This window comes from Arthrobacter sp. TJ-238 (assembly GCF_058269215.1).
The window spans coordinates 113661-125580 of sequence record NZ_JBZCNH010000002.1 but is presented as its reverse complement, the minus strand read 5'-3'; the positions used below and the strand labels follow the sequence as shown (position 1 = coordinate 125580).

Annotated in this window: 12 protein-coding genes; 4 read left to right on the top strand and 8 right to left on the bottom strand. The window is 68.9% G+C overall.

The window, feature by feature from the left end:
• Positions 1-50 precede the first annotated feature (50 nt).
• Together AC4D2O_RS03930 and AC4D2O_RS03925 are read right to left on the bottom strand one after the other, a co-directional pair.
• Complete coding sequence (locus tag AC4D2O_RS03930) at positions 51-1907, bottom strand: glycoside hydrolase family 2 protein (RefSeq protein WP_490905297.1); 1857 nt, start codon at positions 1905-1907, stop codon at positions 51-53.
• A 72-nt stretch (positions 1908-1979) separates the two neighbouring features.
• A complete protein-coding gene (locus tag AC4D2O_RS03925) occupies positions 1980-3044 on the bottom strand; it encodes a LacI family DNA-binding transcriptional regulator (RefSeq protein ID WP_490905296.1) in 1065 nt (354 codons plus the stop codon).
• Positions 3045-3234: 190 nt separating this feature from the next.
• Between AC4D2O_RS03925 and AC4D2O_RS03920 the strand changes: the two genes are divergently transcribed.
• The 3 genes from AC4D2O_RS03920 to AC4D2O_RS03910 are packed head-to-tail and all read left to right on the top strand — an operon-like array spanning position 3235 to position 6472.
• Positions 3235-4563, top strand: coding sequence for an extracellular solute-binding protein (locus tag AC4D2O_RS03920; RefSeq protein ID WP_490905295.1), 1329 nt, complete (start codon positions 3235-3237; stop codon positions 4561-4563).
• Positions 4564-4578: 15 nt separating this feature from the next.
• On the top strand, positions 4579-5544 hold the full coding sequence (locus AC4D2O_RS03915) for a carbohydrate ABC transporter permease (protein WP_490905294.1): 966 nt from the start codon (positions 4579-4581) through the stop codon (positions 5542-5544).
• 1 nt (position 5545) lies between these two features.
• Complete coding sequence (locus tag AC4D2O_RS03910) at positions 5546-6472, top strand: carbohydrate ABC transporter permease (protein WP_490905293.1); 927 nt, start codon at positions 5546-5548, stop codon at positions 6470-6472.
• A gap of 66 nt (positions 6473-6538) precedes the next feature.
• Here AC4D2O_RS03910 and AC4D2O_RS03905 read toward each other — a convergent pair whose 3' ends face one another.
• The 6 genes from AC4D2O_RS03905 to AC4D2O_RS03880 form a co-directional block, all read right to left on the bottom strand.
• A complete protein-coding gene (locus AC4D2O_RS03905; protein ID WP_490905292.1) occupies positions 6539-7048 on the bottom strand; it encodes a DUF3253 domain-containing protein in 510 nt (169 codons plus the stop codon).
• A complete protein-coding gene (locus AC4D2O_RS03900; RefSeq protein ID WP_490905291.1) occupies positions 7041-7445 on the bottom strand; it encodes a 2-polyprenylphenol hydroxylase in 405 nt (134 codons plus the stop codon). Before AC4D2O_RS03900 ends, AC4D2O_RS03905 begins: the two co-directional genes overlap by 8 nt.
• 6 nt (positions 7446-7451) lie before the next feature.
• Positions 7452-7910, bottom strand: a complete 459-nt coding sequence (locus tag AC4D2O_RS03895) for a DUF3817 domain-containing protein (RefSeq protein ID WP_490905290.1) — start codon at positions 7908-7910, stop codon at positions 7452-7454.
• Between the two features lie 88 nt (positions 7911-7998).
• Complete coding sequence (locus AC4D2O_RS03890; protein WP_026533290.1) at positions 7999-8202, bottom strand: cold-shock protein; 204 nt, start codon at positions 8200-8202, stop codon at positions 7999-8001.
• Between the two features lie 211 nt (positions 8203-8413).
• Entirely contained in the window at positions 8414-9403 is a 990-nt protein-coding gene (locus tag AC4D2O_RS03885; RefSeq protein WP_490905289.1) for an LLM class flavin-dependent oxidoreductase, read from the bottom strand.
• A gap of 71 nt (positions 9404-9474) precedes the next feature.
• Positions 9475-10224: a FadR/GntR family transcriptional regulator gene (locus AC4D2O_RS03880; RefSeq protein WP_490905288.1), complete on the bottom strand. Its 750-nt coding sequence runs from the start codon at positions 10222-10224 to the stop codon at positions 9475-9477.
• Between the two features lie 224 nt (positions 10225-10448).
• On the opposite strand from AC4D2O_RS03880, the gene eat reads away from it, so the two are divergent.
• Positions 10449-11882 (top strand): ethanolamine permease, encoded by a 1434-nt coding sequence (gene eat, locus AC4D2O_RS03875; protein WP_490905287.1) that lies wholly within the window; start codon positions 10449-10451, stop codon positions 11880-11882.
• The last annotated feature ends 38 nt before the right edge of the window (positions 11883-11920 follow it).

Genomic DNA, 11920 nt, shown 5'->3' with positions numbered 1-11920 from the left:
CACCCATCGGGGTGCCGCCGTCGTCTCCGTACGGGCCTTCTCGGGTACTGCTAGGCGTCGGCCTTCTGTGCGGCGAGTTCGATGGCGGCCACCCGGTCCTGGATCGCACGGATCCGGGGGATGTCGAGCTTGGAGGTCCGGTCGAAGTTGTAGATGCCGTTCTTCTCCTGGAACGTGTCGGTCAGCTGCGTGTAGCAGTAGCCGAACATGTCGGGGTTGTCGAGCAGCACCGTGCAGAGGCCCTCGAAGCGGTGGTAGAGGTCCTCCTCGTTCGCGACCCGCTGGCCGTAGCCCCACGACTCGGACTCGTCGTCGCCGGAGACCGCCGCGGCCGCCTCCTCGGCGTTCCACCAGATGCCGCCGAACTCGGAGATGAAGAAGGGCTGCCCGTTGTAGGGCACCGAGTAGTCCTCGTCGGCGTGGTTCCGATTCACGTAGGGCCTGCCCTCCGCGAGCCCGCCCTGCTCGAGCGCGAACGCCGCGGCGTCCTGCTCGTAGGAGTGCGAGTCGTAGATGTCCGTGGTGGCGACGCGGTGCGAGTAGCCGCTGGCGTCGATCACGGGCCGGGTGGGGTCCGCGAGCTTGGTCGCGAGGAACATGCCGTGGGTGACGTCGTCGAGCACCGTGATGCGGTCGTGCAGCTTCTGGTGCGTCTCGTTCAGCGGGCACCACCCGATGATCGCCGGGTGGTTGAAGTCGCGCTGCAGGGCCTCGAGCCACTGCGTGATGAAGCTCGCCGTCGGCGCCTGGTTGTGGCCCACGGCGCCGGCACCGGAGACGCCCCAGTCGCCGAACTCGCCCCACACCAGGTAGCCGAGACGGTCCGCGTGGTAGAGGAAGCGCTCCTCGAACACCTTCTCGTGCAGGCGTGCACCGTTGAAGCCCGCCTCCATGGACAGCTGGATGTCCCTGAGCAGCGCGGCCTCGTCGGGGGCCGTCATGAGGGAGTCCTCCCAGTAGCCCTGGTCGAGGATGAGCTTCTGGAACACCACCTCGCCGTTGATGAGCACCTTCTTCCCGTCGAGCGCCACCGAGCGCACCGCGGCGTAGCTGAGCACGGTGTCAACGGGCGCGCCGTCGGCGTCGAGCAGCTCCACCGTGAGGTCGTAGAGGTGCGGCGTCCCGATCGACCAGGGCACGAAGCGGTCCTCCGGGATCACGAGCTGCAGTTCGGGCGCGAGGTCCAGATCGGCGGCGATGCCCGCGACGACGACGGTGCCCCGGGCGTCCGCGAGCGTTGCCCGGACCGTCTGTCCGGGGCGGTTGTTGGTCACGGGGACTGTGAGGCGGATGCTGCGCGCGGCCAGGTTGGGCACCATCTGCAGGCGCCGGATGCTCACCTCGGGTACGGCCTCGAGCCAGACGGTCTGCCAGATGCCCGTGGTGCGGGTGTACTGGCAGTGCGTGTTGTCGTACCAGGTGGCCTGCTTGCCGCGGGCCTGCATGCCGTGGCGTGAATCCCTCGCGCGGACCACGATGAGGGCTTCCTCCCCGGGGGCCGCCACGCCCGAGAGGTCGGCGGTGAAGGGGGTGAACCCGCCGCGGTGTCGGGCCACCTCGACGCCGTTCACCCACACGGTCGCGTCGTGGTCCACGGCGCCGAAGTGCAGCAGCGCCTTCCTGCCGGCCCATGCCGCCGGGATGGTGACGGTGCGCCGGTACCAGACGGCCTCCATGAAGTCGACGTGCTCGATACCGGACAGGCGGCTCTCGGGCGCGAAGGGCACGAGGATCTCGCCGCTGAGTTCGCGGCCGGCGACGCCGCGCTCGAGGCCGGAATCCCCGGCGTCGATCTCGAACTGCCACATACCGTTCAGGTTCAGCCAGTCCTCGCGGACGAACTGGGGCCGGGGGTGCTCGGGCCTGGGCACCGTGGACGGGATGACGGCGGGATCGCTGTGCGGCATCGGAACTCCTGGATCGAAAAGCGTGGTACTTCCAGTGAAGCCCAGAAGACCCAGAAATGCAACGTTGTAAAACTAGGGCGCCGACTCCCGCACACGGAGTACGTAGCCCGCCTCGGTCTCGGAGTCGCCGTCGCGCGTCCCCTCGATCTCGGCGACCAGCAACGCACTGGCGACGGCGGCGATCTGCGCAATGTCCGGCGCGATCGTGGTCAGCGACGGGAAGCCGAAGGACGCCTCCGGGATGTCGTCCCACCCCGCGACGGCGATGTCCCCGGGCACCGAGATGCCACGCGACCGGAAGGCTCGCAGTGCACCGACGGCCAGGAGGTCGTTGCCGCAGACCACGCCGTCGCACGGCAGGCCCAGGTCGAGGAGTCGGTGGGCGAGACGTTCCCCCTCCTCCCGCGTGAAGTCGACCGCCGCCAGCCGCAGCTCGGCGGGCGCCTCGAGCGACGCCTCGGCGAGCGCATCGAGGAAACCGTGCACTCGCAACTGGGCCGCGCCCTCCCCGAACGAGGTCTGCGAGCCGAAGAAGGCCAGGTGCCGTCGTCCGCTGTCGATGAGGTGGCGCGTGAGCACGCGCCCGGACCCGCGGTTGTCGATCGCGACGTGCGGCAGGCCCGAGTCGACGAGGCGCTCCCCCAGCAGGACCAGCGGCGTCGTGTCACGACGGGCCAACACCTCTTCCGGGGCCACCCTCTGGGGACTGTAGATGATGCCGTCGATCAGTCTGTCCCGGTAGCCCTCCAGGACGCGGCGCTCGTCGGCGACGTCCATACCGATCTCCTCCACCGTGGTGGAGTAGCCGAGGGCGCGGCAACTCCGGATGACCTCGTGCGCGAGGGTGCTGAAGTACGGCGAGCGGATGTCCGGCAGGGCGAGGACGAGCGCCTTGCTCGAGCCCTGACGCAACTGCCGTCCCGCGAGGTTCGGCCGGTAGTCGAGCTCGATGATGGCCTGCTCCACGCGCTCGCGGAGGGCCGGCTTCACGTGCGCCTTCCGGTGCACCACGTTGGAGACGGTCTTCCAGGAGACACCGGCGCGTGCGGCGACGTCCTTCACGCTGACGGGGCGACGGCGCGACGAAGCCTGGACCGCCCCCGCCGCCCCCTGCTCCATCTCCGGCGAATTGTCCATCCCGGATTTCCCCCTCGTCGTCGTCGTCCTCCGATCATGCCACCGGAGCCGCGTGGGACCATAAGGGTATTGACAAGGTCGGCGCTAGCGCCCATATTTTTTACAACGTTAGATTTTTAATGTGATACCTCCGCAGGAACAATGAAGTTCGGCCCATCGCTCCGTGCCGGGCTGACGGGAAGGACACTCGATGGGACACGATCCCACTTTCAGGACACCGGTATCCCGGCGCTCCATCCTCCAGGGATTCCTCGGCACGGGAGGGCTTCTGGCCGCCGGCGGATCCCTGGCGGGCTGCTCCACCTCCGCGACCGCCCCCGGCGGGGTGCAGCTCTGGGACCTGTTCCAGGGTGCGGACGGCGTCAAGATGCGCTCGATGATCGATGAGGTGAGGAACTCGGTCTCCGGCCTCTCGGTCAGGGCCGTCACGCTCGCCTGGGGTTCGCCCTACTACACCAAGCTCGCCATGTCGTCGGCGAGCGGCAAGGCGCCGCAGACAGCGATCATGCACGTCTCGCGGCTCGCAGGGTACGCGCCCGGCGGCCTGCTGGAGCCCTTCGACCTCGACCTGCTCGCCGAGCAGGGCATCCGGGAAGAAGACTTCGCTCCCGCGGTGTGGGAGAGCTGCCAGTACGACGGGAAGCTGTACGCGGTGCCGCTGGACACGCACCCGTTCATCCTCTTCTACAACAAGGACCTCGCGAAGACTGCGGGCCTGCTCGGCCCCGACGGCAACCTCACACCGATCGAGACCCCGGACGCGATGATCGATGCCGGCACCAGGATGGCCGGGGCCACCGGCGCCCAGGGCATCTCCTTCGGCCACGTCACCGACACCGGGCAGTCCTGGCGCCTCTTCTGGGGACTCTACGGCCAGACCGGCGGCGACTACACGATCAGCGTGGGCAGCCCGGCGTCGATCGACCGTGACAAGGCTCGCGAGGTCATCGAGTTCGTCGTCCGCCTCATGGACGGCACGGCGATGGCGGCCACGCAGAACTACCCCGGCGCCATCTCGGCCTTCACCTCCGGGCAGACCGGCATGATCTTCTCCGGCGAGTGGGAGCTCCCGGCCTTCGCGGAGGCCATCCCGAACCTGGGCGCGGTGCCGATGCCGACGATGTTCGGCACCCCGGCCTCCTACGCCGACTCGCACGCGTGGGTCCTCCCCCGGCAGCTCGAGCGCGATCCGGAGACCACCCGGCGGACGTACGAGCTGGTGGCAGGGATCCTCAAGCAGAGCGGCACCTGGGCCGGGGCCGGTCACATCCCGGCCTATGCGCCCATCCGGGACACTCCGGAGTACGCCGCGCTCACCCCGCAGACCGAATACGCCGGCGCCGGCGACAACCCGGTGTTCGACCCCGCCGTGTGGTTCGCGGGGGCGGGCACCGAGTTCCAGAACCAGATGAGCCAGGTGCTCACCGGCGCTTTCACCGGGGACGTGACCCCCGACGCAGCCATCGACTCCCTGCTCAGCCGCATCGACGCGATGCTGCTCGCTCCGAACCCGACGTAGGACTGAGGCACCGCCATGAGTTCCCTGACCAGCAGCAACCAGGCGCAGGTACCCGCCACCACGAGTGGCGCCTCGTCCGGCCCGCCCTCCCCTTCCCGCAGCAAGAGCGCCCGTGAGCGCAGCATCCAGGGCCGCAGCGGCGTCTGGTTCGTGCTGCCCTTCACGGCCGCGTTCGCGATATTCCTGATCTGGCCGATCCTCTCCGGCCTGTGGATGTCCTTCACCAACCAGAGCCTCACCGGCAGCGGGTCCGAGTTCGCCGGCTTCGACAACTACTCCGAGGCGCTGGGAGACGCCGCCCTGTGGCAGGCGCTCGGCAACACCGTGATCTTCACGCTCCTCACCGTCGTGCCGCTGGTGGTGCTGTCCTTCGTCCTCGCCTATCTCGTGTACATCGGGTTGCCGGGCCAGTGGCTGTGGCGCCTGTCCTTCTTCGCGCCCTACCTGCTGCCCGTCTCGGTGGCGGTCGCGATTTGGCAGTGGATGTTCCAGCCGGACTTCGGCCTCTTCAACGGCCTCCTGCTACGCGCCGGATTCGCGCAGATCCCGTTCCTCAGCGAGCCGAACCTGGCGATGCTCTCCGTGGTCGTCGTCACCGTCTGGTGGACCCTCGGGTTCAACTTCCTGCTGTACCTGAGCGCGCTCAACAACATCCCGGACCACCTGTACGAGGCCGCGTCGATCGACGGCGCCGGACCCTGGCGCCGGCTGTTCTCCATCACCATCCCGATGATCAACCGCACCACCATCATGATCATCGCCCTCCAGGTCCTGGCGTCGCTGAAGGTCTTCGAACAGATCTTCCTGCTCACCAACGGCGGGCCGAACGGTGCCACGCGGTCGGTGCTCGAGTACATCTACGACGTCGGCTTCACCGGCTACCGCCTCGGCTACGCCTCGGCGATCTCATACCTGTTCTTCGCCCTCATCATCGTCATCTCCATCGTCCAGCTCCGCGTCATGAACAGAAAGTCGGCCTGACATGTCCTCGACCGCGACTCCGACCCCGACGTCGGCCCGACCCCTCGCGAAGGCCGACGAGACGCGCAACGAGCGCAACAAAACGCTCGCCGCGACCGTCGGCAGGAACAAGGGTGTCCTGACCGCCGGCATCATCGCCCTCGTCATCGCCGCAGCCCTCTGGCTCATCCCCCTCTTCTGGGCCATCCTGACCTCGCTCAAGAAGGAGTCGGACGCGTCCAACGCGGATTTCGCGATCCTCCCGCGGGAGGGCCTGACGCTCGAGTCCTACAGTGCCGTCATCGCCGCGGGCGACGTCCCCATCTGGATGATGAACTCGTTCCTCGTCTCCGTGGCGGTCACGGTGCTGACCGTGGCCATCTCGGCCCTCGCAGCATACGGCTTCTCGCGCACCACCTTCCGTGGCCGCAAGTGGCTCTACGCCGTCACGATCGCCTCGATCATGGTGCCCGGCCAGATCCTGATCGTGCCCCTGTTCCAGCAGATGAACGCCCTGCGGCTCATCGACACGTACCCGGGCATCATCCTCCCCCAGATCGTGGCGCCCATGATGGTGTTCATCCTCAAGAACTTCTTCGACACGGTGCCCATCGAACTCGAGGAGGCCGCGCGGCTCGACGGCGCCTCACGGTTCCGGACGTTCCTGACGATCGTGCTGCCGCTCTCGCGCCCCATCCTGATCGCGGTCTCGATCTTCGTGTTCATCGGCGCCTGGAACAACTTCCTGTGGCCCTTCATCGTTATCAACAACCCGGATCTGCTGACGCTGCCCGTGGGCCTTGCCACGATCCGGAACGCGTTCGGTGTGCAGTACGCGCAGACCATGGCGAGCGCCATCCTCGCGGCCCTGCCGCTGCTGATCGTGTTCATGATCTTCCAGCGCCAGATCGTCAAGGGCTTCGCCACCTCGGGGCTCGGCGGCCAGTAGCACCACACCCCGCACAGCAGTGAACGACGGCGCCTCCTTCGGGGGCGCCGTCGTTCGTCATCCTGATTACCGGGGATCTCCCGGCGTCGGTGGGTTCCTGCGCTCGTGTTCCTCGCGGAGGAGCCGCACGGCCTTCGGACCGACGCCGTGCAGACCCGCCAGGTCCTCCTCCGGGATCCCCTCGAGGTCCGCCATTGTGCGGTAGCCCGCCTCGTGCAGGGCACGCAGCGCCGGGGCGCCCACGGCAGGCAGGTCCTCGGCGTCGCTCGCGGACCGGCTGATCCAGCCGATGCGGATGGGGCCGCGGACGCCGGGCTCCACGCGGTCGCCGTGCTGGGTCACGTCCACCAGCCCTTCAGCTGCGAGCTCGAACGCGATGCGGCGTGCCGCGGGCATCAGGTCCCGCCACGCGTCTCCGCCGATGCTGCGGGCGGCATCGGACGGGCACAGCGTCTTGCCGCTTCCCCGGAGCTTGGCGATGCGCAGGATCTCGGTGCGCAGCTCGGCGTCGGACGGCCTGGAGTCCGCAGCCGGAACACCATTCCCGCCGCGCGACCCCTCCGGCCGCTCAGACACCGTCGGAGTGCGGGCCGGCCGCGTCGCGGGACGGAGCGCCTGTCGGGGGCCGGCCGGCGCCGTCCTGCCGTGGCGCGGACCGCTTGGCCTGCAGCGCGTCGAGTTCCTCGAGGGCGGCACTCCACCGCGCCGTGCGTTCCGCCGCCGACTGCTCCCACCAGGGCGTCCCCCGTTCGCCGAGGCCCTCCTTGGCCAGTTGCACGGTGCGCCGGGCGCGCGGGAGTGCTGCGCCGTCGTCGCCCCTGGCGCTGTTGCGCACGCCCGAGCGGCCGCGCCCGAGATGGGACATCAGGCGCTTCCTGACGTCCTCGGGCAGCGAGGGGTCGGTCTTTCGCCAGCGGCGCCCGCTGTGGAGGAAGAACCGCTCGTCGTCGCCGGTGTTCGCGAGGTCAGCCACGACGCCTCAGCTCGAGGATCCGGGAGGCCCGACGAGCAGCAGGACGGAGAAGACCACGGAGATCCCGACGACCGCGACGAGCAGGGCCGCGATCGGGCTCCGCAGCACCCACGCCTGCACCCTCTCGAGGGGGTTGCGGGGTGTCTCCGCGCCGGGGGCGAGCCGCCACGCGCCGGCGAGCTGTCCGCGGCGCTCGATCCACCACTCGTACGGGACCGTGGCGAACGGCACGATCGCGGAGGCCAGCCCGAGCAGGCCCGTGGCCGGCGACCAGCGCTGGTTGATCCAGACGAACACGAGGGTCACGACGAAGCAGAGGAACACGAACCCGTGGACGGCGCCGGCCGGCGGCACGAGCGCCTCGGTGGAGCGTGTGACGTACTTGAGGAACATGCCCAGCAGCAGGAAGGCCCAGGTCACCGCCTCTGCGACGGCGACGAGGCGGAACAGCGTGCGGGGATTCATGGGGAGCTCCTGGTCGGAAAAAGAAGAAGCAGGCCGGACCGGGGTCCGACCTGCTTCGTCAAGGAAGATCTAGTAGAAGATCCGAACCCTAGAGGGGCTGGATGTTCGACGCCTGAGGACCCTTGGGGCCCTGCTCGGTGTCGAAGCTGACCTTCTGGTTCTCATCAAGCGAGCGGTAGCCGCTTGCGTTGATGGCGGAGAAGTGTGCGAACACGTCTGCGCTTCCGTCGTCGGGAGCAATGAATCCAAAGCCCTTTTCAGCGTTGAACCACTTCACGGTACCTGTTGCCATTATTTTTCATCCTTCTGAAAATCAGACGCACTCCGACTTTCGGAATGCCCCAGTCGCGGCGTGCTTGTCCGCTCTTTCAGAGACGCGGCCTACCCCGCAAGGGCCAGGCCGTGCGAAATACAAATGCGCAACACTACAACTGCGTCCCACTAAACCAAACCCGGGAGGGTAATGGCAAGCAGGAGTTCCAACTCTCTTCCTTTCGTGACCTTCAGACCGTCACGGGGAGCATGGCGCCGGCCAGCAGTTCGAAGGACCGGAGCCACGTCTCGGTGGAGCCTGCCTGGGTCGCCACGATGAGTTCGTCCGCCCCGATCTGGGCCGCGAAGCGCTCCAGGTAGTCCCGGACCACCTCGGGCGTCCCCACGGCGCTGTAGCGCGCCATGTCCGCCATCTGCTGGCCTCCGGGGGATGCGAGGATCGCCTCGGACTCCTCCCGGGTGAAGGTCTGGCCACGCCCGAGGAGCAGGGTCACGCGGCGCAGCATGGCCTCGTGGAACTCGTGGTGCGCATCGCTCGCGGTGTCGGACGCGATGACGTTTACCCCGGCGATGAAATGCGGCTTCTCCGACTGCGCGGAGGGCCTGAACTCGCGACGGTAGATCGAGGCGGCGTCCTGCAGTGCCTGCGGGGCGAAGTGGGACGCGAAGGCGAACGGCAACCCGAGGGCCGCGGCGAGCCGGGCGCCGAAGAGCGACGAGCCGAGGATGTACAGCGGCACGTTGGTGCCCTTGCCGGGGGTGGCCTGGACGCCGGGGACGCGCGTGTCGCCGGTCAGGTAGCCCTGCAGTTCCAGGACGTCCTGTGGGAAGCTGTCGGCGGACATGGGGTCGCGCCGCAGCGCGCGCGCCGTGGTCTGGTCGCTGCCGGGGGCCCGGCCGAGCCCGAGGTCGATCCTGCCTGGGTGCAGGCTCTCGAGGGTGCCGAACTGCTCGGCGATGGTCAGCGGCGAGTGGTTCGGGAGCATGACGCCGCCCGAGCCGAGCCGGATGGTCGAGGTGTGCGCGGCGACGTGGGCGATGAGCACACTGGTGGCCGAGGACGCGATGCTGCCCATGTTGTGGTGCTCGGCATACCAGATGCGGCGGTATCCCCAGGTCTCGGCGTGCTGCGCCAGCGACACGCTGGACGCGAACGTCTCAGCCGGCGTCGAGCCCTCGGCGACCTGCGCGAGATCCAGGATGGACAGGGGGACGGACATGATGCACCTCTCGATTCGGGAACGACGGCGGGAGCCGCGGACCTCTTGAGGGAACGGTTGCCGGGACGCATCTATTTCCCGGGACGCCGGTCCCCGGTCTCGTCGAGGAGGAATCCCCGCAGGAGAGCGGCCGTGCCGTCCAGGTGGGCCGTCATCGCCTCCTGCGCCCGGTGCGGATCGCGCCCGAGCACGGCCCTGACGACCGCGGCGTGCTGGCGGTCCGAGTGGTGGAGGTTGACCGCGAGGAAGGGGATGCGGTCCAGCAGGTCGTCGGTGCGGGACCGCGCCTGGGCCACGGCGAGTGTCAGGGACGGCGAACCGGCGAGTTCGGCGATGGCGAGATGCAGGCGGGCATCCAGGGGTCGGTACCGCGCAGGATCGGCGCCCGTCACGGCGTGCAGCGATTCCAGGAGGCGGGTGCGTGCCCCGTCGGAGGGCGCCCCCTGTGCGGCCAGGCGCGCCGCGGCGGGCTCGACGACGGCCCGGAACGTCAGGGCGTCCTCCACGTCGGCCCGTTCCGGGGGCCCTCCGCCCCGGCCGCCGGCGCCGCTCGGCAACTCCGCGCTGACGGTCGCGCCACCGTACCGGCCGCGGTGGATGGTGAGGTAGCCGGCGGCCTGCAGGTCCGCCAGCCCGTCCCGCAGCGTGGAGCGGGACACGCCGAGGTGCTCCGCCAGGTCACGTTCCGCGGGCAGCCGCGCGCCGGCTGGGAAGACTCCCAGCTTGATGGCGTGCAGGAGGCGTTCGACGGTCTCCTCGAACGCGTTCCCTCTGCGCGCCGGCTGGATGAGCCCGAACGCCGGATCAGCGGGGCTGTTCATCGTGCCAGCTTACGCAGGGCCCGCCCGCACCCGCCCGCACGCCTCGGGCGGGCGTTTCGGGCACCTCTTGACGAACTCGGCGGCGGCGTCAATCATTGGGGCACTCAATGGACTGATATCACTCCATTGGGGTCCGCGCCATCGATCGCCTCCCCGGTACCGGTCCGTTGCACCGAGGAAGGCCGCCAACCCGCTCCATCCGGCCGTCCACCCTAGGGGTACCCGTGGCACGCAGGAACATCGACTACACCACCGTCGACGATCAGTACCTCAGGCAACGAAAGCTCAAGAGCGGTGCTGCCGGCTGGGTGTTGCTGGCAGGGCTAGGCGTCGCCTATGTGATCTCCGGCGACTTCTCGGGCTGGAACCTGGGGCTCGCTGAGGGCGGGTGGGGCGGGCTGCTGATCGCCTTCATCCTCATGGGGATCATGTACACGTGCATGGTCTTCGGCCTCGCGGAGATGTCGTCGATGCTGCCCACGGCAGGAGCCGGCTACGGTTTCGCCAGGCGCGCGCTCGGCCCTCTCGGGGGCTTCGCCACGGGCATGGCGGTGCTGATCGAGTACGCGGTCGCCCCGGCTGCGATCGCGACCTTCATCGGCGGGTACATCGAGGCGCTCGGGCTCTTCGGCCTCACCAACTCCTGGCCGGTCTACCTCGTCACCTACGTCGTCTTCATCGGGATCCACCTCTGGGGCGTGGGCGAGGCCCTGAAGCTGATGTTCGGTATCACCGTGATCGCCGTCGTCGCGCTCGTCGTCACCGCCGTGGGACTGCTGCCGCACTTCTCGGCCGCCAACCTGTTCGACATCGTCCCCGACGGCTCGGCGGGATCGTCGGCCTTCCTCCCCTTCGGCTTCTCCGGTGTCCTCGCGGCCCTGGTGTTCGGCATCTGGTTCTTCCTTGCGATCGAGGGGGTCCCCCTGGCCGCGGAGGAGTCGCACGACCCGAAGCGGGACATGCCGCGGGGCATCATCGTGGCGATGCTGCTGCTCCTCGTCTTCGGGGCGCTCATGCTGGTCCTCGTACCCGGGGCGGCGGGTGCGGAGGCCATGAGCACCTCGGACTCGCCCCTGCCCGAGGCCCTGCGTGCCGTGGCCGGCGAGGACTCCGCGCTCGCGAACTTCGTCAACTACGCCGGACTCGCGGGACTCGTCGCGAGCTTCTTCTCCATCGTCTACGCCTACTCGCGCCAGCTGTTCGCCCTCTCCCGTGCCGGCTACCTGCCGCGCTTCCTCTCCCTGACGTCGAAGCGCCATACGCCCTGGGTGGCCCTGCTGGTCCCGGGGACCATCGGGTTCCTGCTCGCCGCGCTGACCGGCAACGGCGGGCTGCTCATCAACATCGCCGTGTTCGGGGCCACGGTCTCGTACGTCCTGCTGAACCTGTCCCACATCCTCCTGCGGGTGAAGGAACCCGGCCTGGAACGGGGCTACCGGACCCCCGGGGGCGTGGTGACGACGGGGATCGCCCTGGTCCTCGCGGTCATCGCCCTCGTCGCCACGTTCTTCGTGGACATCCTCGCGGCCTCCATCACCGCCGCGGTCTTCCTGGCCGCCCTCGCGTACTTCTGGTTCTACAGCCGGCACCACCTGGTGGCGAGCGCGCCGGAGGAGGAATTCGCCCTGCTGGAGAAGGAGGGCTCGACCCTCACCTGACCATCCGCCCGTCGCCACCACCACCGTCGCCACCGTCG

Bases quoted from the DNA above. Each gene is read 5' to 3' on its own strand.
- AC4D2O_RS03930 (WP_490905297.1), bottom strand. From the start codon at position 1,907: ATGCCGCACAGCGATCCCGCCGTCATCCCGTCCACGGTGCCCAGGCCC.
- AC4D2O_RS03925 (WP_490905296.1), bottom strand. From the start codon at position 3,044: ATGGACAATTCGCCGGAGATGGAGCAGGGGGCGGCGGGGGCGGTCCAG.
- AC4D2O_RS03920 (WP_490905295.1), top strand. From the start codon at position 3,235: ATGGGACACGATCCCACTTTCAGGACACCGGTATCCCGGCGCTCCATC.
- AC4D2O_RS03915 (WP_490905294.1), top strand. From the start codon at position 4,579: ATGAGTTCCCTGACCAGCAGCAACCAGGCGCAGGTACCCGCCACCACG.
- AC4D2O_RS03910 (WP_490905293.1), top strand. From the start codon at position 5,546: ATGTCCTCGACCGCGACTCCGACCCCGACGTCGGCCCGACCCCTCGCG.
- AC4D2O_RS03895 (WP_490905290.1), bottom strand. From the start codon at position 7,910: ATGAATCCCCGCACGCTGTTCCGCCTCGTCGCCGTCGCAGAGGCGGTG.
- AC4D2O_RS03890 (WP_026533290.1), bottom strand. From the start codon at position 8,202: ATGGCAACAGGTACCGTGAAGTGGTTCAACGCTGAAAAGGGCTTTGGA.
- AC4D2O_RS03885 (WP_490905289.1), bottom strand. From the start codon at position 9,403: ATGTCCGTCCCCCTGTCCATCCTGGATCTCGCGCAGGTCGCCGAGGGC.
- AC4D2O_RS03880 (WP_490905288.1), bottom strand. From the start codon at position 10,224: ATGAACAGCCCCGCTGATCCGGCGTTCGGGCTCATCCAGCCGGCGCGC.